Raw genomic sequence first — 23436 nt, 5'->3', positions numbered from 1 at the left:
TACCACCCAGTAGGTACCCTGCAAACCATGCGTGCACTTCTCGTGGTCAATCCGGCGGCAACCACCACGAGTGCGCGTACACGCGACGTGCTCATCCACGCGCTCGCGAGCGAGATGAAGCTGGAGGCGGTCACCACCGGGTACCGCGGCCACGCGCGCGACCTCGGCCGGCAGGCCGCGCAGAGCGACGACATCGACCTGGTGGTGGCCCTCGGCGGCGACGGCACGGTGAACGAGGTCGTCAACGGTCTGCTGCACGCGGGCCCCGACCCGGAGCACCTGCCCGGACTCGCGGTGGTCCCCGGAGGTTCCACCAACGTCTTCGCCCGTGCCCTCGGTCTGCCCAACCACGCGGTGGAGGCCACCGGCGCCCTGCTGGACGCGCTGCGCGAGGGCAGCGAGCGGACCGTCGGACTCGGCCTGGCCTCGGGTACGCCGGGCTCGGAGGACGAAGGGGTTCCGGCCCGCTGGTTCACCTTCAACGCCGGACTGGGATTCGACGCCGGCGTGGTCGGCCGGGTCGAGCAGCACCGCGAGCGCGGCAAGAAGTCGACCCACGCCCTGTACGTCCGCCAGGTGGTGCGCCAGCTCATCGGCGAGCCGCACCGCCGCAGCGGGACGATCACCCTGGAGCGTGCGGGCGAGGACCCGATCACGGATCTGGTGCTGTCCATAGTCTCGAACACGTGTCCCTGGACGTTTCTCGGCAACCGCCCGATCTACGCGTCGCCCGAGGCCTCGTTCGACACCGCGCTCGACGTATTCGGACTCAGCAGGCTGTCGACGGCCGCGGTTGCCCGGTATGGCACCCAGTTGCTCACTTCGTCCCCCGAGCGCGGACCGCGGGGCCGGCACGCGGTCTCCCTGCACGATCTGACCGAGTTCACCTTGCATTCGAAGGTGCCTCTGCCCCTCCAGATGGACGGTGACCACCTGGGGCTGCGGACCAGCGTGACGTTCACAGGCGTACGCCGTGCACTGCGTGTGATTGTGTGAGCAGAAAGGGCGAAAGTCCTTTCACTCGAACGTTTAGGCCAGGGTCCACCCCATGGAAGTACGGCTGTGATGTAGTCGACACCGAAGAATCAAAAAAAACTTTCCGGAAGGGGTTGTATCCGCCGCCGAGGTTTGCGAGTCTCTTCTTGGCGATCGGGACAGCCCGCAGGACCGGCATCCACAGATCACCGGAACCCCTCTTCAAACCACAGGACCACGCCAGGGAACCTGGCGCTAGGCCCTTCCCTTGTTGAGGGATTCGTGAAAGCGTTCACATTCACAAGCATCCCAGCATGTAATACCAAGGAGAGGTAGCAGCCATGGACTGGCGTCACCGCGCCGTTTGCCGCGAGGAAGACCCCGAGCTCTTCTTCCCCATCGGCAACACCGGTCCCGCGCTGCTGCAGATCGAGGAAGCCAAGGCCGTCTGCCGTCGCTGCCCTGTCATGGAGCAGTGCCTGCAGTGGGCGCTCGAGTCCGGCCAGGACTCCGGCGTCTGGGGTGGTCTCAGCGAGGACGAGCGCCGCGCAATGAAGCGCCGTGCCGCCCGCAACCGGGCTCGTCAGGCCTCCGCCTGACAACCCACCCCTACTGACAGCCTCAGCTTGGCGGCGCGTACAGCGAGTACGCAACCCCCGCTCCCGAGCCGCAGCGCGCAGTACCCCCGATGCGCATCGGACGATGCATCGCACGAGCACTGGCCTCGGACCTTCACCGGTCCGGGGCTTTTTGCTGTCCGGGGACGGGCTACTTCGCCGCGGGCACCGGGATGTCGAGGATCACCCGGCAACCGCGCTCCGGGGCCGGGACCATGTCGAAGGTGCCGCCCAACTCGCCCTCCACCAGGGTGCGGACGATCTGCAGGCCGAGGTTGCCGGACCGGTGCGGGTCGAAGTGCGGCGGCAGACCGACGCCGTCGTCCTGGACGGTGACCAGGAGCCGGGCCTCCTTGGTCGTCCCGCCACGGACCGCCGAGACCTCGACCGTGCCGGTGTCGCCGTCCCGGAATCCGTGCTCCAGGGCGTTCTGCAGTACCTCGGTCAGCACCATCGACAGCGGCGTCGCCACCTCGGCGTCGAGGATGCCGAAGCGGCCGGTGCGCCGGCCGGTGACCTTGCCCGGCGAGATCTCCGCCACCATCGCCAGCACGCGGTCGGCGATCTCGTCGAACTCCACACGCTCGTCCAGGTTCTGGGAGAGCGTCTCGTGCACGATCGCGATCGAGCCGACCCGGCGCACGGCCTCTTCCAGCGCCTCGCGGCCCCGGTCGGACTCGATGCGCCGGGCCTGCAGGCGCAACAGGGCCGCCACCGTCTGGAGGTTGTTCTTCACCCGGTGGTGGATCTCCCGGATGGTGGCGTCCTTGGTGATCAACTCGCGCTCGCGCCGGCGCAGTTCCGTGACGTCACGCAGGAGCACCAGTGAACCGATGCGCGTGCCCTTGGGCTTGAGGGGGATCGCACGGAACTGGATCACTCCGTCGTGCGCCTCGATCTCGAACTCGCGCGGCGCCCAGCCGCTGGCCACCTTGGCGAGTGCCTCGTCCACCGGGCCCCGGGAGGGGGCGAGTTCCGCGGTGGTCCGGCCCAGGTGGTGGCCCACCAGGTCGGCGGCGAGGCCCATGCGGTGGTAGGCCGACAGGGCGTTCGGGGAGGCGTACTGGACGGTGCCGTCGGCGTCGAGGCGGATCAGGCCGTCGCCGACGCGGGGCGAGGCGTCCATGTCGACCTGCTGGTTCTCGAACGGGAAGGCGCCGGCCGCGATCATCTGGGCGAGGTCCGAGGCGCTCTGCAGGTAGGTCAGCTCCAGGCGGCTCGGTGTACGCACGGTGAGCAGGTTCGTGTTGCGGGCGATGACTCCCAGGACGCGGCCCTGGCGCCGTACCGGGATGGACTCGACGCGGACCGGGACCTCCTCGCGCCACTCGGGGTCGCCCTCGCGCACGATCCGGCCCTCGTCCAGGGCGACGTCCAGCATGGGGCGCCGGCCGCGCGGGACGAGGTGGCCGACCATGTCGTCCTGGTACGAGGTGGGGCCGGTGTTGGGCCGCATCTGGGCGACGGAGACATACCGCGCGCCGTCGCGGGTGGGCACCCACAGGACCAGGTCGGCGAAGGAGAGGTCGGACAGAAGCTGCCACTCCGAGACCAGCAGATGGAGCCACTCGAGGTCGGAGTCGTCGAGCGCGGTGTGCTGGCGTACGAGTTCGTTCATGGAGGGCACGGGGCTGAGCGTACCTGGCGGTACGGACAGCGATCGAAACCAGCCAGTCTGCACCGCTCCCCCGCCCCGAAACGGCCCGACCGGCCCCCGGAAACACCCGCGGGCCGCGGCGCCTGAGAGGGACCCTCAGCCCTCCCGGCACCGCAGCCCGGAGCAACATCGGCCGTGGGGTGTGCGGTCCCGGTCGGCCGAAGGATGAGGAGCCGGGGCAGTCAGGGCAGAGAGCTCCGGTTCCTCGGTCCGCCCTCCTGTGCGGGGAGGACGGAAGCCTGACGGTCACTTTGCGTCACCGACGCGATCAGTGCCTCAGTGACCATTCTGGACTAGACCACTAACCGTGTCCATGCGGTGGACGGTGTTTGTTGCTGGTGGCTTCTGGCGGCCCCACGGACGTCGAGGCGGCCGCCAGCAGCCTAACCCTGTTGGCTCACACGCGGGGCCAGAGCGCCAGGGCGATTTCCGCGAGTGCCTCCAGCTCCGTCCGGCTCGCGCCGTCGCGCGCCTGCTGGGACATGCCCTGGATCACCGCGCCGGCGCACCGGGCGAGGCCGGCGGCGTCGGTGTCCGGCGGCAGTACGCCCTCGGCCACGTCGGTTCCGATCCGGCTCTCGATCGCGGCGATGTTGGCGTTGCGCCGCTCCCGCAGGGACTCCGCGACCTCGGCGGTCGAGCAGTTGGCGGCCGCGTGGATCACGAGGCAGCCGTGCGGCCGGCCGGGGGCCGTGTACTCGGCGGCGGCCTCGCGCAGCATCCTCTCTATACCCGCGCGCGCGGTCGGCTCCTCGGCGAGGGCCCGATCGCCGAAGGCGCCGTACCGCACGCCGTACTCCTGGACGACCTCCTCGAAGAGCGAGCGCTTGTCCCCGAAGGCGGCATAGAGGCTCGGGGCGCCGATGTCCATGACCCGTGTCAGGTCCGAGACGGACGTGGCCTCGTAGCCGTGCTCCCAGAAGGCCAGCAGCGCCGCCTCCAGTGCCGTCGCCCGGTCGAAGGACCGCGGGCGGCCCCGGGTCCGGCCCGCGCCGCCACGAGCGGGCGCCGCGGCGGACCGTTCGTTCACCCCACCACTCTTCTGATCGCTCTTCTCGCCGCTCACCATGGAGTGCATTTTATAGGGGGCACTAGAGAAATGTCGCGGGACTGCTGTACGGTCATTTCTGTAGCGACCACTAGCGATTTCGAAAGGGGCGTCGGGATGGGCGTGCTTGCGGGCAGGACGGCACTCGTCACGGGGGCGAGCAGGGGCATCGGGCGAGGGATCGCCGAGCGGCTCGGACGCGACGGCGCACGGGTCGCCGTGCACTACGGGAGGAACGAGGCGGCGGCGAAGGAGACGGCCGCCGCGATCGAGGCCGCGGGCGGCTCGGCGTTCACGATCGGGGCGGACCTCCGCGCCCCCGGGGCCGCGGAGACACTGTGGGAGGAGTTCGACAGGCACGCCGACGGGCTGGACATCCTGGTGAACAACGCCGGGATCGGCAGCACACGCCCCATCGGCGAGATGGGGGAGGAAGAGTACGACGCGGTCTTCACGGTCAATGTGAAGGCGCCGTTCTTCATCCTCAAGCACGGCTTGGGGCGACTGCGCGACGGCGGCCGGGTCATCAACATCTCCTCGGGACTGGCCCGCACGGCGGTCATGCCGGACAAGATGGCGTACGCGATGACGAAGGGCGCGCTGGACGTGTTCTCGCGCGACCTCTCCAAGGTGCTGGGCGCCCGCGGCATCACGGTGAACTCGGTGGCACCCGGCATCATCGACACGGACAACACGGCCGCGATGCTGCACGGGAGCGCGGACGGCTGGGACCGGGCGGCGGGGTTCTCCGCGCTGGGCGGGGTGGGGGCGCCGGCCGAAGTGGCCGACGTGGTCGCGTTCCTCGCCTCGCACGGGGGCCGGTGGGTCACGGGAAGCTGGGTGGACGCGACGGGAGGTTCACTGACGTGACACCGCCGGCGTGACACCGGCGCCGTGCCCCCCATTCGCCTGACCGTTTCGCCGCGCCCGCGGGGCCCTGCTCTGTTAGATTGGTCTAAACCACATAGCCAGTCCCGGGCCCCGGGTGAGTCCTCTCTTCGAAACGGCAGGCCAGCGTGGAAGTTGTCATCGTTCCCGATGCCAAGGCGGGCGGCGAACTCATAGCCGAGGCCATGGCACAGTTGCTCCGGCGCAAGCCCGACGCCCTGCTCGGGGTGGCCACCGGCTCCACGCCGCTGCCCGTGTACGAGGCGCTGGCGGCCAAGGTGCGCTCGGGTGCCGTGGACACCGCGCGGGCACGGATCGCCCAGCTCGACGAGTACGTGGGGCTGCCCGCGGAACATCCGGAGTCCTACCGCTCCGTGCTGCGGCGCGAGGTGCTCGAACCGCTGGGAATCGACATGGACGCGTTCACGGGCCCCGACGGGACGGCCGCGGACGTGCAGGGCGCGTGCGAGGCCTACGACCGGGCGCTCGGCGGAGCCGGCGGGGTCGACCTCCAGCTACTGGGCATCGGCACCGACGGTCACATCGGCTTCAACGAGCCGTGCTCCTCGCTGGCCTCGCGGACGCGGATCAAGACGCTGATCGAGCAGACCCGCGTCGACAACGCGCGCTTCTTCGACGGCGACATCGAGCAGGTGCCGCACCACGTGATCACGCAGGGCATCGGCACCATCCTGGAGGCCCGGCACGTGGTGCTGCTCGCCACCGGCGAGGGCAAGGCGGACGCGGTCGCCGCGAGCGTCGAGGGTCCGGTCGCGGCCGTGTGCCCGGCCTCCGCGCTGCAGTTGCACCCGCACGCCACGGTCGTCGTCGACGAGGCGGCCGCCTCCAAGCTGAAGCTCGCCGAGTACTTCCGGCACACCTACGCCCACAAGCCGGACTGGCAGGGGATCTGACCCGTCCCGTTCGGGACCCAGGGCCGTCGGGACCCCGGGCCGTCCCCGGGCCCGGACAGACACGCGCGAAGGCGCCGGACCCGTCACGCGGACCCGGCGCCTTTGCCGTACGGGCACCAGCCCTCGTGCCCAACCGGCGGCCCGGCCGTGCGCGACGGCCCCTGCACCTGCCCGCCCACGCCGAAGGCGCCGACCCCGCTGTGGGACCGGCGCCTTCGGTGTGTCGTCGGGGTGTTGTTCGTCAGGCGCCCGCGATGGCCTCGGCCGCCGCTCGGCCGCAGACGCGGGCCGCGCCGTGGGTGGCCAGGTGGACGGCGCCGCGGGGCTCGGCGCGCGGGACGCCCATCTCGACGACGATCGTGTCGGGTCGGGCCGCCAGCAGGACGTCGAGGGCCGCCGCCATCCAGGGGTGGCGGTGCTCGTCGCGGACGACGGCGACGATCCGGCGTGGGCCCGCCGCGGCCAGCGCCTCGTTCCCGGCGTCGGGTCCGCTGAAGCTGCCGGTCTCGGTGCCCGGGAGTAGGCGGAAGAGTTCGGCGGCGATGCCCCAGGGGGTCTCGTCGCCGACCGCGATGTTCGCCACCGGGGTGAGGGCGGCGACGTACGGCGGGTCGGTGAGCGGGGTGAACTCCTCGGCGACGGTGACGCGCAGGGCGCGGCGGGCCGCGCGCAGGCCCACGTCGCCGTCGACGGTGTCCTCGGCCCGGGTGTCCTGCCGGTCCTGCCCGTCCTGTCGGCCTTGCGGGTGCGCCGCGGTCCAGCGGGCCAGGGCCCGGACCCGTTCCGCCGCGTCGGCCAGGCGCTCCTCGGGCAGGTCGCCCGCGCGGACGGCCTCGACCAGCGCGTCGCTCAGCCGCCGTACGGTGCCCTCGTCGGACAGCCCGCCGCCCACGCAGATCGCGTCGGCACCGGCCGCGATGGCCAGGACGGTGCCGCGTTCGATGCCGTAGGTGCCGGCGATGGCCTTCATCTCGATGCCGTCGGTGACGATGAGCCCGTCGTAGCCCAGCTCGCCCCTGAGCAGGTCGGTCAGGATGCGTCGGGACAACGTTGCCGGGTGGTCCGGGTCCAGGGCCGGGGCCAGGATGTGGGCGCTCATCACCGCGCGGCTGCCGGCCGCGATGGCCGCGCGGAACGGGACGAGGTCGCGGGCGGCCAGCACGTCGGCGTCCACGTCGATGAGCGGCACGGCGTGGTGGGAGTCGATGCCCGTGTCGCCGTGGCCCGGGAAGTGCTTGGTGCAGGTGGCCACGCCCGCGGACTGCATGCCGGTGACGTAGGCGGCGGTGTGCCGGGCGACCAGGTCGGTGCCGGCGCCGAACGAGCGCACGCCGATGACCGGGTTGTCCGGGTTGGAGTTCACGTCGGCGGACGGGCCCCAGTTGAAGTTGACGCCCGCGGCGGCGAGCCGGCGGCCCAGTTCCGCGGCCACTGCCCGGGTGAGGCCGACGTCGTCCACGGCGCCCAGGGCGTGGTTGCCGGGGAAGGAGGAGCCGGTGCGCACCTCGAGCCGGGTGACGTCGCCGCCCTCCTCGTCGATCGCGACCAGCACGTCCTCGCGCTCGGCGCGCAGTTGCGCGGTCAGGGCCGCCACCTGCTCGGGCGAGGTGACGTTGCGCCCGAACAGGGCGACGGACGCCAGTCCCTCGCCGAGCCGGCGCAGCAGCCAGTCGGGGGCGGTGGTGCCGGTGAAGCCGGGCTGGAGGACGGTGAGCGCGTCACGCGTGAGGGTGTCGGTGGCCCTGGCGATGGTCGTCATGGGTGGCGTTATCCCTTCACTGCGCCGTCGGTCAGGCCACTGACGGCCCTGCGCTGGAGGTAGACGAAGAGGATCAGGATCGGGATGGCGAACAGGGAGGAAGCGGCCATGGTCGCACCCCAGTCGTCGCCGAACTGGGTTTGGAAGCTGGACAGCCACAGAGGCAGCGTCTGGGACTCGGCGTCCTTGTTGAGCACCAGGACCAGGGCGAACTCGTTCCACGCGGTGATGAAGCCGAACAGCGAGGTGGACATCAGACCGGGCGCGAGCAGCGGCAGGATGACGAGGCGGAAGGCCTGGCCGCGGGTGCAGCCGTCGACCATCGCCGACTCCTCCAGCTCCTTCGGCACCGCGGCGACGAAGCCGCGCAGCGTCAGGATGGTGAAGGGCAGGATCATCATCATGTAGAAGAGCGTCAGCGGCACCAGGCTGTTCAGCATCGACGCGTCGCGCACGATCATGTACATCGCGATGATCATGACTTCCCAGGGTGCCATCTGGGCCAGCATGAAGCCGATGACGAAGCCGCGCCGCCCCTTGAAGCGCATCCGCGCCAGGGCGAAGGACCCGGCCAGCGCGATCACCAGCGAGAAGACCACGGCCAGGACGGTGACCGTCAGCGAGTTGGTGACGTACGTCCAGAAGTGATCGACGTCGGTCGCGGTCGTGAAGTTCTCGAAGGTGATGTCGGTCGGGAACCAGACCGGGGTCTCCGAGAGGATGTCGCCCCTCGGCTTGAGGGCCGTGGAGAACATCCAGTACACGGGGAAGACGAAACCGATGAACAGGACGACGGCCGTGACGTTGGGCCACAGGCGGCCGAAGAGCGAGCGCTTCACAGCTCGTCCTCCCCTTGCTTGAGCACGATCCTGAGGTAGTAGGAAGTCAGGCCGAGCAGGATCAGGATGGTCAGGACGGCGATCGCCGCGCCCATGCCGTAGTGCTGGTTGCCGACGCCCTCGACGTAGGCGTAGACGGGCAGGATCTCGGTGAGACGGTTGGGTCCGCCTTCATTGATGAGGTAGACCTGCGTGAAGGCCTTGAAGACCCAGATGATCTCGAGGAAGGTCGTGGCGAAGAGGAACGGCCGCAGGAACGGCATGGTGACCGTGGTGAAGCTCCGCCAGGCGCCGGCGCCGTCGAGGGACGCGGCCTCGTAGAGCTCTTTCGAGATGGTGGTGGTCGCCGCGTAGAGGTTGATCGCGACGAACGGGATGGACATCCACACGATCAGCAGGGTGACGACGAAGAACGTCGACATCTGGCTGCTGGTCCAACTGTAGTCGGCCATGGAGTGCCAGCCGAGCTTGTCCAGGACCCAGTTGACGACGCCGAAGCGCTGGGCGAACAGCCACTTGTAGACGGTGGTGGCGGCCACGATCGGCATGGCCCAGGCCAGAATCAGGCCCAGCAGCAGGGTGAACCGCATCCGCTTGCCGAGGCGGGCGAGCAGGAGGCCGATCAGCGTACCCAGAACCATGATCAGGACGACGTTGACCGCCGCGAACAGGATCGAGCGGACGGTGACCCGCCAGAAGTCCTCGTTGGTGAGGGTCTCCTTGTAGTTGTCGACCCCGTTCCACTCGGTGACATGCTGGATGAGCTGCCCCATGTTGAGGTTCTGGAAGGACAGCAACACGTCCTTCACCAGCGGCCAGCCGAGCAGCAGCACGGTGGCCGCGCAGGCGGGCAGCAGCAACAGGTACGGGGTGAGCCCGCCGGCACGGGCCGCGGCTCTCTTCGCCGCCCCGCCGGATGCCCCGCCGTCCGTCTTGCGGACGTCCGCCGGGCCCGAGGGCGGCCGTTCGGTCTGCACGGTCATGCTCGCGTTCTCTCTTCTCGCCCTGTGTACGTCGACCCGCGTACGGTCGCCGGGGCGGGGGCCGTCGTACGGCTGCCCCGCCCCGGCCGACCCGGTGTTACTGCTGCTGCGACAGGCGCTTGTTGAACTCGTCCTCGACCTGCTTGGCCGCCTCGGCCGGGGACTTCCCCTTCAGCACGGCGGTCATGTAGGTCTTGATCGGGTTGGGCGCGTTCTCGACCGCGGCCCACTCCGGGATCAGGGGCGTGGTGCCACCGCCGGCGGCGGCGGGCGCGGCGGCCTCCGCGGCGGCGTTGCCCTTCAGGTTGCTCTGCAGCGCGTCCTTGTTGGGGATGACGCCGTTGGCCTTGGCCAGCGCACCCTCGTTCTTGTCGGACAGCGCGATCTTCAGGAACTCCTTGGCGAGGTCCTGCTTCTTGCTGCCCGCCGCGACGGCGAGGTTGGAGCCGCCGAGGAAGACGCCCTCGGGCTTGTCGGCGGTCTCACCCGGGATGGTGAAGTAGCCGATGTCCTTCTCGATCTTCGGGTTGGCCTCGATCGCGATGCCGGCTTCCCAGCCCATGCCGATGAAGGCACCGGTCTTGCCGTTGGCGAAGACCTCACCCTGCTGCGGGGTGGCCTCGTCCTTGTCCTTGGGCGCCTTGGACAGCGACTGGAACTTCTTGTAGGTCTCCATCGCGGCGGCGATCTTCGGGTCGTCGAGGTTGGAGACGTACTTGTCGCCGTCCTTCTTGACCAGTTCGGCACCCTCGCCGATCGCGAGGCCCACGAAGTGGTACCAGTTCTGACCCGGCAGGTAGATCGGCTCGGCCTCGGTCTTCTCGCCGATCGTCTTGAGGTCGTTGTAGAACTCGTCGCGGGTCTTGGGCGTCTCCTTGATGCCCGCGTCCGCCCAGATCTTCTTGTTGTAGACGACCACGCGGTTGACCACGAACCACGGCGCCGCGTACTGCTTGCCCTCGAACACGGACGACTCGTTGAGGGTCTCGGACCAGTCCGCGCCGATCGAGCTCTTCAGGTCGGCCAGCTCCGCGAGGCCGCCGGTCTTGGCGTACGCCGGGGTCTGGGTGTTGCCGATCTCGAAGACGTCCGGCGGGTTCTCCTCGGACAGGGCAGTGGTCAGCTTCTGCTGGATGCCGTTCCACTGCTGGACCTCGAACTTGACCTTGGCCTTGGTCTTCTTCTCGAACTCCGCGGCGACGTCCTTCTGCCACTGGTCCGGCGAGGACCCGTCCATCACCCACACGGTGAGCGTCTCGCCGGCGTAGCCGTCGGCCCCGGCCTTCTTGCCGTCGTCGTCGCTGTCGCCCCCACATGCCGCGATCGAGACCATCATGCCCGCGATACCGATCGCGGCTATCAGCTTGCGCTTCACGCCATCCTCCTCAGGGATGCCACAAACCCCCCTGCCTCCCCGCGGTTGCTCGTCGACGCGGACCGCCCATGGGGCCGGGACCTGGACCAATGGTGTAGACCAGTACGGGGAGCTTGGCCCAGACCAATAGGCCTGTCAAGGGTGTTCAAACTCAGTCCGGCCGTCCGTGATGGGACCGAGATATGCAGGGACCTTTCATTGCGCAAGCCACAGATCGGGCGGACCGGGACGGGTGTACCACCACCCGCCGAACGACATGCCCGAACGACTCCGAGCGGCCCCGAACGCGCGTACCAGCGACGTCGAACCCACCTGTGGACTAGACCAAGGGGGGCCTCGGAGGTATACAGAGGGGATCACGGAGCGTGCGGGGTCATCCCGGCACGAAGCCGTGCCACGATGTGAGCCGTGGCCGACAGGGATAGCGGTCGCTTCGGCACCCGGAGCCGGGAAGGCAGAGCATGAGCACCGACGTCAGCAGTGCGGAGAACGAGGGTGGGGCGACCGTCCGTACCGCGCGCGTGCCCAAGTACTACCGTCTGAAGAAGCATCTGCTCGACATGACCCGGACACAGACACCGGGCACGCCGGTCCCGCCGGAGCGCACCCTGGCCGCCGAGTTCGACACCTCGCGCACGACCGTGCGCCAGGCCCTTCAGGAACTGGTCGTCGAGGGCCGTCTGGAGCGCATCCAGGGCAAGGGCACCTTCGTCGCCAAGCCCAAGGTGTCACAGGCGCTGCAACTCACCTCGTACACCGAGGACATGCGGGCGCAGGGGCTCGAACCCACCTCACAGCTCCTGGACATCGGCTACATCACCGCCGACGACCGGCTCGCCGGACTGCTGGACATCACGGCCGGCGGCAGGGTGCTGCGCATCGAGCGGCTGCGCATGGCCAACGCCGAGCCGATGGCCATCGAGACCACTCACCTCAGCGCGAAGCGCTTTCCGGCCCTGCGCCGTTCCCTGGTGAAGTACACCTCCCTCTACACCGCGCTCGCCGAGGTGTACGACGTCCATCTCGCCGAGGCCGAGGAGACCATCGAGACCTCCCTGGCGACCCCGCGCGAGGCCGGCCTGCTCGGCACCGACGTGGGCCTGCCCATGCTGATGCTCTCCCGGCACTCGCAGGACCGCACCGGCCAGCCGGTGGAGTGGGTGCGCTCGGTGTACCGGGGCGACCGCTACAAGTTCGTGGCCCGCCTCAAGCGCCCCCAGGACTAGGACTAGGACTCAGGACCAGGGCCCAGGACTGGGACATATCCGGCATATCTCCGGCCGTACCACCACGCTCGCGGGCGTGAAGTTGCAGTTGAGGACCGATATACGGACGAGGTCTTCCGCTGTCTCGACGCCGTCACCTACATTTTCGTGCGCACTGCACGAGGTGATCAGCGAGGGAACGGAGCCGCCGCATGTCAGAAGACACAGAAGTGAGCAGAGAGCCGGTGGTGACGCCGGTGCGCGTCGTCATCGGCCTCTGTCTCGTCGCACCGTTCGTCGCCATGCTGTGGGTCGGCTCGTACACGAAGACGGACCCGGCCTTCATCGGCATCCCGTTCTTCTACTGGTACCAGATGGCATGGGTGCTGATCTCCACCGTGCTGACGGTGACCGCGTACAAGCTGTGGCAGCGCGACCAGCGCGGGCGTGCCGCCCACTCCGCCGCCGCCCACTCCACCCCGAAGGGCGGTGACTCGCGATGAACGACGGCGTGAACGGCGTCGCACTCGCCGTCTTCATCTTCTTCTTCGTGATCGTCACCGCCATGGGCTTCCTGGCCGCCCGCTGGCGCCGGGCCGCGGACGAGCAGAGCCTCGACGAGTGGGGCCTCGGCGGCCGCTCGTTCGGCACCTGGGTCACCTGGTTCCTGCTGGGCGGCGACCTGTACACGGCGTACACCTTCGTGGCCGTCCCGGCGGCGATCTACGCGGCGGGCGCGGCCGGCTTCTTCGCGGTGCCGTACACGATCCTGGTCTACCCCCTGATCTTCACCTTCCTGCCCCGCCTGTGGTCGGTCTCGCACAAGCACGGGTACGTGACGACCTCGGACTTCGTGCGCGGCCGGTTCGGCTCGAAGGGCCTGTCGCTGGCGGTCGCCATCACCGGCATCCTGGCGACCATGCCGTACATCGCGCTCCAGCTCGTCGGCATCCAGGCCGTCCTTGACGTGATGGGCCTCGGCGGCGGCGACGACACCAACTGGTTCGTCAAGGACCTGCCCCTGCTGATCGCCTTCGCCGTGCTGGCGGCGTACACCTACTCGTCGGGGCTGCGCGCGCCCGCGCTGATCGCGTTCGTGAAGGACACGCTGATCTACATCGTGATCGCGGTGGCGATCATCTACATCCCGATCAAGCTGGGCGGCTTCGACGACATCTTCGCGTCGGCGAGCGACAAGTTCGCCGAGTCGGGCAAGGGCGGCGTGGTGCCGGACGCGGGGGGCCAGTGGACGTACGCGACCCTCGCGCTCGGCTCGGCGCTGGCCCTGTTCATGTACCCGCACTCGATCACCGCGACGCTGTCCTCGCGCAGCCGTAACGTGATCCGGCGCAACACCACGATCCTGCCGCTGTACTCGCTGATGCTGGGTCTGCTCGCGCTGCTGGGCTTCATGGCGATCGCGGCCGGGGTCAAGGTGGACAACGGACAACTGGCGATTCCGCAGCTCTTCGAGAACATGTTCCCGGACTGGTTCGCCGGCGTGGCCTTCGCGGCGATCGGCATCGGTGCCCTGGTCCCGGCGGCGATCATGTCGATCGCGGCCGCGAACCTCTTCACCCGCAACATCTACAAGGACTTCATCAAGCCGGACGCCACGCCGCAGCAGGAGACGAAGGTCTCCAAGCTGGTGTCGCTGCTGGTGAAGGTGGGCGCGCTGATCTTCGTCCTGGGCATGGACAAGACGGTCGCGATCAACTTCCAGTTGCTCGGCGGCATCTGGATCCTGCAGACCTTCCCGGCCCTGGTCGGCGGCCTGTTCACCCGCTGGTTCCACCGCTGGGCGCTGCTCGGCGGCTGGGCGGTCGGCATGGTCTACGGCACGGTCGCGGCCTACGGGGTGGCCTCGCCGACGCAGGCGCACTTCGGCGGCTCCTCCGACGAGATCCCCGGCATCGGCGAGATCGGCTACATCGGTCTCACCGCCTTCGTGCTGAACGTCCTGGTCACCGTGGTCCTGACCTTCGTCCTGCGGGCGGCCAAGGCGCCCGACGGCATCGACGAGACCAAGCCGGGCGACTACACGGCCGACGCCGGCGACCCGGGCGTCCAGGTGGAACTGCCGCCGGCCACGGCGGGCAGCTCGCACTGACCACCGACGCCGGTCGCGAGGCGGGCCGCCGGAGAAATCCGGCGGCCCGTTGTCGTACCCGTGGGGCACACTCGACGTCATGGACTTCGTGATCCGGCAGGCGACGGCCCAGGAGTACGACCCGGTCGGCGAGATCACCGCGCAGGCCTATCTGCGCGACGGCCTCCTCGACTTCGGCGAGAGCGACGCCTATCTCGGCGAGTTGCGCGACGTGGCCAAGCGGGCGGCGGCCGCCGAGGTGCTGGTCGCCGCGGCGGACGGCCGGGTGCTCGGCGGGGTGACCTTCGTGCCGTCCGGCGGCCCCATGGCGGACATCGCCCGGTCAGGCGAGGCCGAGATACGCATGCTCGCCGTCGCCCACGACGCACGCGGACGCGGGGCCGGCGAGGCCCTCGTACGGGCCTGCGTCGACCGGGCGCGGGCGGTCGAGGGCTGTACCGGCATCGTGCTGTCGACCCAGCGCGCCATGCGCACCGCCCACCGCCTCTACGAGCGTCTGGGCTTCACCCGCGCGCCCGGCCGCGACTGGAACCCGCTGCCGGAGCTGGACGGCGTCACTCTCCTCGCCTACCGACTGACACTCTGACGCGCCGACGCTCTGACGCGCCGACGCAGGCTCGACGCGCCCTCGGGACACAACATCTGGGGGTGCTGGCGGAGCCCGGCACAAGATGTATGCTCATGCTCGCTGTCGCCGCAGGGGAATCCGGTGCGAATCCGGAACTGTCCCGCAACGGTGTAGTTGTGCGTGTTCGCGTATCCGTGTCTCCCACGTGAGCGCGCACTGGCTTGAGTCCGAGGACCTGCCGACAGTGTGCCCGGCCGTCCCGGTCCGGGTGCCATGACGTCCGGGCCTCGTGGAGTGGGCCGGTGGACGCGACGCCGCGTGCGCTCGTGTGCTGCCCCCTGCCCTCCGCCAGGCCCCGTGCCGAGCGAGGGAGTGCCCCCACGTGACCATCGCGCCAGCCGACCCGGCTTCCATGCCCCCGGTGACGACTTCAGCGACGCCGGTGACCGAGGAACCCGACGGACCCGGTGCCGCCCTGCTGCGGACCCTGACCGGACTGACCGCCGACCTCCCCGGCACCGACCCGGGGCGGGTCGCCGGCGCCGCGCTGCGCGGCCGGTCCGCCCACGCGGACGAGTCCGAACTGCGCGAGCTGGCGACAGAGGCGGCGGCCGGGCTCATCTCGGAGGACCCGGTCTACTCGAAGCTGGCCGCCAGGCTGCTGACCATCGCCATCCGCGCCGAGGCCGCCTCCCAGGGCGTCGTCACCTTCACCGAAGCGGTCGCCACCGGCCACCGCGAGGGCCTGATCGCCGACCGCACCGCCGCGTTCGTACGGCTGCACGCCGACCGGCTGGACGCGCTGATCGACACGGCCGCCGACGACCGTTTCGGCTACTTCGGGCTGCGCACCCTGTACAGCCGCTACCTGCTCCGGCACCCGATCACCCGCAAGGCGATCGAGACGCCCCAGCACTTCCTGCTGCGCGTCGCCGCCGGACTCGCCGAGGACGACACGCCCCGCTCGGTGGACGAGGTCGCCGCGCTCTACGGCCTGATGAGCCGCCTCGACTACCTGCCCTCCTCCCCCACCCTGTTCAACTCCGGCACCCGGCACGCCCAGATGTCGTCCTGCTACCTCCTGGACTCCCCCAAGGACGAGCTGGACTCCCTCTACGACCGGCTCCACCAGGTCGCCCGCCTGTCCAAGCACGCCGGCGGCATCGGCATCGCCTACTCCCGCGTCCGCGCCCGCGGTTCACTGATCCGCGGTACCAACGGGCACTCCAACGGCATCGTCCCGTTCCTGAAGACGCTCGACGCCTCGGTCGCCGCCGTGAACCAGGGCGGCAGGCGCAAGGGCGCGGCGGCGGTCTACCTGGAGACCTGGCACGCGGACATCGAGGAGTTCCTGGAGCTGCGGGACAACACCGGCGAGGACGCCCGCCGTACGCACAACCTGAACCTCGCGCACTGGATCCCGGACGAGTTCATGCGCCGGGTGGACGCCGACGGGCCCTGGTCGCTGTTCTCCCCCGCCGACGTGCCGGAGCTGACCGACCTGTGGGGCGAGGAGTTCGACGCGGCCTACCGCGCCGCCGAGGCGAGGGGCCTGGCCCGCAGGACACTCCCGGCCCGGGAGCTGTACGGCCGCATGATGCGCACCCTCGCGCAGACCGGCAACGGCTGGATGACCTTCAAGGACACCGCCAACCGCACGGCGAACCAGACGGCGACCCCCGGTCACGTCGTCCACTCCTCCAACCTCTGCACGGAGATCCTGGAGGTCACCGACGACGGCGAGACGGCGGTCTGCAACCTGGGCTCGGTCAACCTCGGCGCGTTCGTCGACCGCGCGAGGGGTGACATCGACTGGGAGCGGCTGGACGCCACCGTCCGCACCGCCGTCACCTTCCTGGACCGGGTCGTCGACAACAACTTCTACCCGACCGAGCAGGCGGGCCGCTCCAACGCCCGCTGGCGCCCGGTCGGCCTGGGCGCGATGGGCCTCCAGGACGTCTTCTTCCAGCTCCGCCTGCCCTTCGACTCGCCCGAGGCGAAGGTGCTCTCCACCCGCATCGCCGAGCGGATCATGCTCGCGGCGTACGAGACGTCCGCCGACCTCGCCGAGCGGGCCGGCCCCGCGCCCGCCTGGGACAAGACCCGTACGGCCGGGGGCGTGCTGCACCCCGACCACTACGGCGTCGAGTTCACCTGGCCGGAGCGCTGGGCCGCGCTGCGCGCGCGCATGGCCACCACCGGGCTGCGCAACTCCCTGCTCCTGGCCATCGCGCCGACCGCCACCATCGCCTCCATCGCCGGTGTCTACGAGTGCATCGAGCCGCAGGTGTCCAACCTCTTCAAACGCGAGACGCTGTCCGGGGAGTTCCTCCAGGTCAACTCGTACCTGGTGGACGACCTCAAGCGGCTCGGCGTGTGGGACGCCCGCACCAGGGAGGCGCTGCGCGAGGCGAACGGCTCGGTGCAGGGCTTCTCCTGGATCCCCGAGGACGTGCGCGCGCTGTACCGCACCGCCTGGGAGATCCCGCAGCGCGGCCTGATCGACATGGCCGCCGCCCGCACCCCGTACCTCGACCAGGCGCAGTCGCTGAACCTGTTCCTGGAGACGCCGACCATCGGGAAGCTCTCCTCGATGTACGCCTACGCCTGGAAGCAGGGCCTGAAGACCACGTACTACCTGCGCTCGCGCCCGGCGACCCGGATCGCCCGCGCGGCCGCCCGAGCCACCACCCCCGTCCCCGTCCCCGCCCAGCAGCCGGCGCCCGAAGACGCCGTCGCCTGCTCCCTGGAAAACCCCGAGTCCTGCGAGGCCTGCCAGTAATGACCGACACCACGAAGAACCTGCTCGACCCCGGCTTCGAGCTGACTCTCCGCCCCATGCGCTACCCGGACTTCTACGAGCGCTACCGGGACGCCATCAAGAACACCTGGCACGTCGAGGAGGTCGACCTCCACTCGGACGTCACCGACCTGGCGAAGCTCAGCCCCGAGGAGCAGCACCTGATCGGCCGGCTGGTGGCCTTCTTCGCCACCGGCGACTCGATCGTCGCGAACAACCTGGTGCTGACGCTCTACAAGCACATCAACTCCCCGGAGGCGCGGCTGTACCTGTCGCGGCAGCTCTTCGAGGAGGCCGTCCACGTCCAGTTCTATCTGACGCTCCTTGACACCTATCTGCCCGACCCTCAGGACCGCAACGCGGCCTTCGCGGCCGTGGAGAACATCCCCTCGATCCGTGAGAAGGCCGGGTTCTGCTTCAAGTGGATGGACTCGGTCGAGTCGATCGACCGCCTGGAGAGCAAGGCCGACCGGCGTCGATTCCTGCTGAACCTCATCTGCTTCGCCGCGTGCATCGAGGGTCTGTTCTTCTACGGCGCCTTCGCCTACGTCTACTGGTTCCGCAGCCGGGGCCTGCTGCACGGCCTGGCCACCGGCACCAACTGGGTGTTCCGGGACGAGACGATGCACATGTCCTTCGCCTTCGACGTCGTCGACACCGTGCGCAAGGAGGAGCCGGAGCTGTTCGACGACGCGCTCAATGAGCAGGTCACCGACATGCTGCGGGAGGCCGTCGAGGCCGAGCTGCAGTTCGCGCGCGACCTGTGCGGTGACGGCCTCCCGGGCATGAACACCGACTCGATGCGGCAGTACCTGGAGTGCGTGGCCGATCAGCGTCTGACGCGTCTCGGCTTCGCCCCGGTGTACGGCTCCGAGAACCCCTTCTCGTTCATGGAGCTGCAGGGCGTTCAGGAGCTGACCAACTTCTTCGAGCGGCGCCCCTCTGCGTACCAGGTGGCGGTGGAGGGCACCGTGGACCTGTCCGAGGACTTCTGAACCTGCCTGATCTGCCGGTCGATGCGCCTCTCGCGCACGATGCCGATCATCGAGGGGAGGACCATGAGGACGAGGAGTCCGAAGGTCGCGAGCATTCCGACAAGGGCTTCGATCTGGTTTCCAGTCATGACACCACTGTCACGCCGGATGACCCTTACCGGGAGTGGCAGGACTGCCGTAAGGCCTCGATTTCCTGCCACTTCCGAGGCACACTGGCGGCATGCTGCAGAACGTGGCCGCCGTCCTGCTGGACGGCGCGCATCCCTTTGAACTCGGCGTGCTCTGCGAGGTCTTCGGCATCGACCGGAGCGACGAGGGCCTTCCCGGGTACGACTTCGCGGTCGTCTCCGCGGAGGGCCCCGAGCTGAGTACCCACGTCGGCGGGCTGACCGTCTCCACGCCGTACGGTCTCGAGCGGCTGGACGAGGCCGACCTGATCGCCGTGCCGGCCGGCAGCGAGTTCGTCCGCCGGGAGTACCCGCCCGAGCTGCTGGACGCCCTGCGCAGGGCAATGGACCGGGGCGCGCGCGTACTGAGCGTGTGCTCCGGGGTCTTCGTGCTGGGCGCCGCCGGGCTCCTGGACGGGCGGCGGTGCGCGGTGCACTGGCACCACGCGGCCGAGCTGAGCCGGCAGTACCCGCGGGCCCGGGTCGCGCCGGACGTGCTCTACGTCGACGAGGACCCGGTGATCACCTCCGCCGGGACCGCCTCCGGCATCGACGCCTGTCTGCACATCGTGCGCAAGGAGCAGGGCCCGGAGGTCGCCAACAAGATCGCCCGGCGCATGGTCGTACCGCCGCACCGGGACGGCGGGCAGGCGCAGTTCATCGAACGCCCGCTGCCGCGCTCCTCCTGCGACACGGTCGGCGAGGTGCTGGCCTGGATGGAGCAGCACCTCGACGAGGAGGTCACCGTCGAGCAGCTCGCGGCCCGGGCGCACATGTCCCCGCGCACCTTCGCCCGCCGCTTCCAGCAGGAGACCGGCACGACGCCCTACCGCTGGATCCTGCGCCAGCGCGTCCTGCTGGCCCAACACCTCCTCGAGGCGACGGACGAGACGATGGACACGATCGCCTGGCGCGCCGGTTTCGGTACGGCGGCGGCCCTGAGGCACCAGTTCGTCAGGACCCTGGGCACCACCCCGCACACCTACCGGCGCACCTTCCGCGGTCCTCGGGCCGCCGCCTGAACGTCACCTGGCCACGGGCCTGACCAGCAGGTCGTGCGGACGCAGGGTGATGCCGACCCGGACCGCGTCGTTCGAGCCCGCCACCTGCTCGAAGCGGTACTTCGTGGCGAGCGCGGCCGTGATCAGCGTGAGCTGCGCCATCGAGAAGTGGTCACTGGGGCACTTCCGATTGCCCACACTGAACGGCTTCATGGCGTATTTCGGCACATTCTTCGCGCGTTCCGGGAGCCACCGGTCCGGGTCGAACTCCAGGTTGTCGGCGTACGACTTCGCATCGCGTTGGATTGCGTACGGACTGTAGATGATGTCCGCCCCGGCCGGAATGCGATAGCCACCGAGTTCGGTCTCGGCCACCGCGCGCCGCGTCAATACCCATACGGCGGGGCGCAAACGCATGGCCTCCACGATGACATTGCCGGTGTGCGTGAGCCCCCGGACATCCTCGAATGCCACGGGGCGACCGCCGGTGGCCGCTTCGACTTCGTCGCGTATGCGGTCGGCATGTTCCGGGTGAGCGGCAAGTGCCTGCAGCAACCACATGATCGTGGACGCGATGGTTTCACTGCCGGGGGTGAGTATCGCGACGACCTGGTCGTGGATCTCCTGTTCCCCGATCGGGTCGCCATTGTCGTCCTTCGCCTCCAGCAATGCCGTGAGCAAATCGTCCGGCTTTTGACCGGATGCCCGGCGCTCGGCGATGATCTCGTCGACCAGCAGATGCAGATCGGCCAACGCGCTGTTGAATTTTCGGTTGGCCGGAAGCGGCAGCCGGTAGAGCGGTCCGAGCGGGACCACCATGCGCCGGTACATGCCCCGGAAGACGGTGGCGAGCGCGACGCACAGCCGCTCGGCCCGCTCGTCCATGTACTGCCCGCGCAGCAGGCAGCGGGCCGCGACGCGCACGGCGACCCGGAAGGACTCCGAGGTGGCGTCGACGGTCCGCCCCGGCTGCCAGCGCTCGGTGAGCGCGTGCGCCTCCTCCTCCATGATCGGCCCGTAGGCGGGGATGGCGTCGAGCTTGAACGCGGGCTGGATGGTGCGTCGCTGACGGCGGTGGAGCGGGCCGTTGGCCGTCGCCACGCCCTCCTTGCCGAGCAGGCCCTCCAGCGACTCCCAGAGCGGGCCGGCTATGTGGTAGTCGGGGCTCAGGGCCAGGGCGCCGGTGAGCTCCGGGTTCGTGACCGCGTAGACGGTCTTCGGGCCGAGCTTGATGCGCACGACGTCGCCGTGCTCGCGCAACTGGGACATGTAGGCCAGCGGGTCGCGGGCCAGCCTCCAGCCGTGACCGAGCAGCGGCACGCCGCCACCCGCCACGGGCGGCTCGCGCAGCTCCTGTGCCACTTGGGTGCGGGTCTCGGGGTTGACGGACTCGACGGTCATTTCTCACCTGCCGCTTCGTTGTTGACGTACGGGGGCGTGGACCGGTCGTCCCAACTGTCGACCATGTACCGGCCGGACTCGTGGTGGAACCAGTAGACGGAACTGAACCAGTTCCGCATATTGCCGACGTTGGCCCGCACGGCGCCGCTCAGTTCCTTTCCGCGTACGGTTCCGTCGGCGAGTTCGTCGGCGAACCGTAAGGCATCCTGCTCGACGGCGAGGAATTCGGTGATGCATTCCTCGACGCGTCGCCTGACTTCTCCTATGGCTTCTTCCAGGGTGAGTGAATGATGGGTGATGAGACTGATTCCGAGATTGTGGACCTCGTCTCCCGCTATTTCCTTTGGCAGCGAGCAGAGGTCGTTGTACCAGGCGGCGAATTCCTGGCTCAACAGCGCCGCCCGGTGATATGCCGGGTGTTTCCGGACGGCGTCCGGAAGCGCGCAGCCCGAACTCGGCTCCAGCAGGTCGGTCCAGATCCAGTGCGCGAAGGTGAGCCGGCGCAGTTCGAGGTACTCCTCGACGCCGGGCACGATTCCGCGGGTGCGGTTGTGGAATTCCCGGTCGTACGCCTCGATCACCGCGTGGAAGTGCCGGGCGAACCGGGCGTTCCAGGTCGCCGGCAGGAAGGCGTAGAGCCGGCGCACACTGTCGGCGAACCCCGCCACCAGTGTGTCCTCGTGGTACAGGTGGTCCCCGGGTGAGTCGAGTGCCGTGTGCAGCCGGCCGCGCAGTCGCCGCCAGGCGGTGGAACGGCCGTGGACGATGTCGCGGTCGTGCCGGTCGTCCCAGACGAAGAACCACGCGCTGTAGTCGGCTATCGCCTGCATGACCTCGTCGGGGGCGCCCAGGTAGTAGCCCGCCATGAGGTCCGTGTAGCACAGGCCGTCGGCATATTCCTCGACCTTGTCCGCCGGCATGAGCCGTTTTTCCAGCAGCCAGGTACGCGTCTTCTCCTGGAGCTTCGGCCAATACGGGTGCAGTTGCCGGGGGAATGCCGCCTCGATCACCGGAAGACGGAGCGATGGCGGTACTGCGATCGCGGTCGGTGTCGCTGTGGTGCCGTGTGAGAAAGCATGCACGAACAAACCCCTCTCAGCCGCCGGTGGCGCACTCCTCTCGCTGAGCGGGGCGTGCGCCGTTGCGTATCCCCGCACTTCCCATTCAGCACCACAACTGACCGTTCTGGGAACGGATTTGCTTCATTCACTACCCCCCGATGCCTGAATTCTCCTGTTGTGTGGCAGCTTTCGGCAGACGACGCACACAGATGAGCACAGACGCACGGCGCCCGTTCGGGGAAGACCCGAACGGGCGCCGTGCGCAAGGGAGATGGGTGACCGGTGATGCGGTGTCAGTCGTTCGGGACCACGGGGTAACGCGGCTCGTTCTCGGCCATCTGCCGCAGCGCGTCCTTGCGCTCGCGCTTGGAGAGCCGGTCGATGTACAAGTACCCGTACAGGTGATCCGTCTCGTGCTGCAAACACCGTGCGAAGTAACCGGTGCCCCGGACCTTGACCGGGTTGCCCTTCTCGTCCTGCCCGGTCACCTCGGCGTAGTCGGGGCGGGCGAGCGGCGCGTAGGCGGTCGGCACGGACAGGCAGCCCTCGTTGCTGTCGTCCAGGCGGCGCCGGTCGGCGGGCAGTTCGACGAGGACCGGGTTGCAGACCACGCCGGCGTGACGGGCGCCCTCGTCGTCGGGGCAGTCGTAGACGAAGACCTTCTTGGAGACGCCGATCTGGTTGGCGGCCAGGCCCACGCCCTCGGCGGCGCGCTGGCTGGCGAACATGTCCGCCACCAACTGCTGGAACTCCTCGCCGAAGTCGGTGACGTCCTCGCACTCCTTGTGCAGCACCGGGTTGCCGACCACCGTGATCGGACGCGCGGTGCCGCGCCCGCGCCAGTCGGCCTCGCGCTCCTCGCAGTCCTCGGTGTCGACGACGAAGCCGTCGTCGTCCACGGGGAGCACGCCCGTGCGCTGCTGATCGGTGTCCTGCTGGGCCATGACCGACGTATGCCTTCCTCGTACAACCAGGGGTGATGCTGATGGTGACTGCTGCTGGAACGTCCTGACAAAGACTGTCCGGACGAAGAGTGTCCCGACAAAGACTGTCCTGACAAAGACTACGGGGCC

Annotated in this window: 20 protein-coding genes and 1 riboswitch; of the genes, 11 read left to right on the top strand and 9 right to left on the bottom strand. The window is 69.2% G+C overall.

Annotated features, from left to right (window positions below; genetic code table 11):
- Positions 1-27: 27 nt before the first annotated feature.
- Positions 28-996, top strand: coding sequence for a diacylglycerol kinase family protein (locus KUM40_RS21220; protein ID WP_217167600.1), 969 nt, complete (start codon positions 28-30; stop codon positions 994-996).
- Positions 997-1316: 320 nt separating this feature from the next.
- Positions 1317-1574, top strand: a complete 258-nt coding sequence (locus KUM40_RS21215; protein WP_003973730.1) for a WhiB family transcriptional regulator — start codon at positions 1317-1319, stop codon at positions 1572-1574.
- A 169-nt stretch (positions 1575-1743) separates the two neighbouring features.
- Here the strand turns inward: KUM40_RS21215 and KUM40_RS21210 are convergent, their stop codons facing one another.
- Complete coding sequence (locus KUM40_RS21210) at positions 1744-3219, bottom strand: sensor histidine kinase (protein ID WP_217167599.1); 1476 nt, start codon at positions 3217-3219, stop codon at positions 1744-1746.
- 427 nt (positions 3220-3646) lie between these two features.
- Positions 3647-4318, bottom strand: a complete 672-nt coding sequence (locus KUM40_RS21205) for a TetR/AcrR family transcriptional regulator (RefSeq protein ID WP_217167598.1) — start codon at positions 4316-4318, stop codon at positions 3647-3649.
- 96 nt (positions 4319-4414) lie between these two features.
- On the opposite strand from KUM40_RS21205, the gene KUM40_RS21200 reads away from it, so the two are divergent.
- Both KUM40_RS21200 and nagB read left to right on the top strand, forming a co-directional pair.
- Positions 4415-5167, top strand: coding sequence for an SDR family oxidoreductase (locus tag KUM40_RS21200; protein WP_217167597.1), 753 nt, complete (start codon positions 4415-4417; stop codon positions 5165-5167).
- A gap of 146 nt (positions 5168-5313) precedes the next feature.
- Positions 5314-6099 carry a glucosamine-6-phosphate deaminase gene (gene nagB / locus KUM40_RS21195; protein WP_217167596.1) on the top strand — a complete coding sequence of 262 codons (786 nt, stop codon included), beginning with the start codon at positions 5314-5316 and terminating at the stop codon, positions 6097-6099.
- Between the two features lie 241 nt (positions 6100-6340).
- Here the strand turns inward: nagB and KUM40_RS21190 are convergent, their stop codons facing one another.
- The 4 genes from KUM40_RS21190 to KUM40_RS21175 form a co-directional block, all read right to left on the bottom strand.
- Positions 6341-7858 carry a glycoside hydrolase family 3 protein gene (locus KUM40_RS21190; RefSeq protein WP_217167595.1) on the bottom strand — a complete coding sequence of 506 codons (1518 nt, stop codon included), beginning with the start codon at positions 7856-7858 and terminating at the stop codon, positions 6341-6343.
- Between the two features lie 8 nt (positions 7859-7866).
- Positions 7867-8697 carry a carbohydrate ABC transporter permease gene (locus KUM40_RS21185; protein WP_217167594.1) on the bottom strand — a complete coding sequence of 277 codons (831 nt, stop codon included), beginning with the start codon at positions 8695-8697 and terminating at the stop codon, positions 7867-7869.
- Positions 8694-9680, bottom strand: a complete 987-nt coding sequence (locus KUM40_RS21180) for a carbohydrate ABC transporter permease (protein WP_217167593.1) — start codon at positions 9678-9680, stop codon at positions 8694-8696. Before KUM40_RS21180 ends, KUM40_RS21185 begins: the two co-directional genes overlap by 4 nt.
- Before the next feature lie 97 nt (positions 9681-9777).
- On the bottom strand, positions 9778-11055 hold the full coding sequence (locus KUM40_RS21175; protein WP_217167592.1) for an extracellular solute-binding protein: 1278 nt from the start codon (positions 11053-11055) through the stop codon (positions 9778-9780).
- A 461-nt stretch (positions 11056-11516) separates the two neighbouring features.
- On the opposite strand from KUM40_RS21175, the gene KUM40_RS21170 reads away from it, so the two are divergent.
- The 7 genes from KUM40_RS21170 (at position 11517) to KUM40_RS21140 (ending at position 19922) form a co-directional block, all read left to right on the top strand.
- Positions 11517-12281, top strand: a complete 765-nt coding sequence (locus KUM40_RS21170; protein ID WP_217167591.1) for a GntR family transcriptional regulator — start codon at positions 11517-11519, stop codon at positions 12279-12281.
- A gap of 191 nt (positions 12282-12472) precedes the next feature.
- Complete coding sequence (locus KUM40_RS21165) at positions 12473-12763, top strand: DUF3311 domain-containing protein (RefSeq protein ID WP_217167590.1); 291 nt, start codon at positions 12473-12475, stop codon at positions 12761-12763.
- Positions 12760-14370, top strand: a complete 1611-nt coding sequence (mctP, locus tag KUM40_RS21160; protein ID WP_217167589.1) for a monocarboxylate uptake permease MctP — start codon at positions 12760-12762, stop codon at positions 14368-14370. Before KUM40_RS21165 ends, mctP begins: the two co-directional genes overlap by 4 nt.
- Positions 14371-14449: 79 nt before the next feature.
- The gene (locus KUM40_RS21155; RefSeq protein WP_217167588.1) at positions 14450-14956 is read left to right on the top strand and encodes a GNAT family N-acetyltransferase; all 507 of its coding nucleotides are present in this window, start codon (positions 14450-14452) and stop codon (positions 14954-14956) included.
- A 114-nt stretch (positions 14957-15070) separates the two neighbouring features.
- Positions 15071-15174, top strand: a riboswitch (cobalamin riboswitch).
- 146 nt (positions 15175-15320) lie between these two features.
- The gene (locus tag KUM40_RS21150; RefSeq protein ID WP_217167587.1) at positions 15321-17720 is read left to right on the top strand and encodes a ribonucleoside-diphosphate reductase subunit alpha; all 2400 of its coding nucleotides are present in this window, start codon (positions 15321-15323) and stop codon (positions 17718-17720) included.
- Positions 17720-18733: a ribonucleotide-diphosphate reductase subunit beta gene (locus tag KUM40_RS21145; RefSeq protein ID WP_217167586.1), complete on the top strand. Its 1014-nt coding sequence runs from the start codon at positions 17720-17722 to the stop codon at positions 18731-18733. Before KUM40_RS21150 ends, KUM40_RS21145 begins: the two co-directional genes overlap by 1 nt.
- 220 nt (positions 18734-18953) lie before the next feature.
- The gene (locus tag KUM40_RS21140; RefSeq protein WP_217167585.1) at positions 18954-19922 is read left to right on the top strand and encodes a GlxA family transcriptional regulator; all 969 of its coding nucleotides are present in this window, start codon (positions 18954-18956) and stop codon (positions 19920-19922) included.
- A 3-nt stretch (positions 19923-19925) separates the two neighbouring features.
- On the opposite strand, the gene KUM40_RS21135 is transcribed toward KUM40_RS21140, so the two are convergent.
- The 3 genes from KUM40_RS21135 to def form a co-directional block, all read right to left on the bottom strand.
- A complete protein-coding gene (locus KUM40_RS21135) occupies positions 19926-21302 on the bottom strand; it encodes a cytochrome P450 (protein WP_217167584.1) in 1377 nt (458 codons plus the stop codon).
- Positions 21299-22384 carry an epi-isozizaene synthase gene (gene cyc1, locus KUM40_RS21130; protein ID WP_217167583.1) on the bottom strand — a complete coding sequence of 362 codons (1086 nt, stop codon included), beginning with the start codon at positions 22382-22384 and terminating at the stop codon, positions 21299-21301. Before cyc1 ends, KUM40_RS21135 begins: the two co-directional genes overlap by 4 nt.
- Before the next feature lie 272 nt (positions 22385-22656).
- Positions 22657-23307: a peptide deformylase gene (def, locus tag KUM40_RS21125; RefSeq protein ID WP_217167582.1), complete on the bottom strand. Its 651-nt coding sequence runs from the start codon at positions 23305-23307 to the stop codon at positions 22657-22659.
- Between the last annotated feature and the right edge of the window lie 129 nt (positions 23308-23436).

This window comes from Streptomyces sp. AC512_CC834, from assembly GCF_019049325.1.
Lineage (GTDB): Bacteria > Actinomycetota > Actinomycetes > Streptomycetales > Streptomycetaceae > Streptomyces.
The sequence above is the reverse complement of the archived record's forward strand: the minus strand, read 5'-3'. Positions and strand labels throughout refer to the sequence as shown.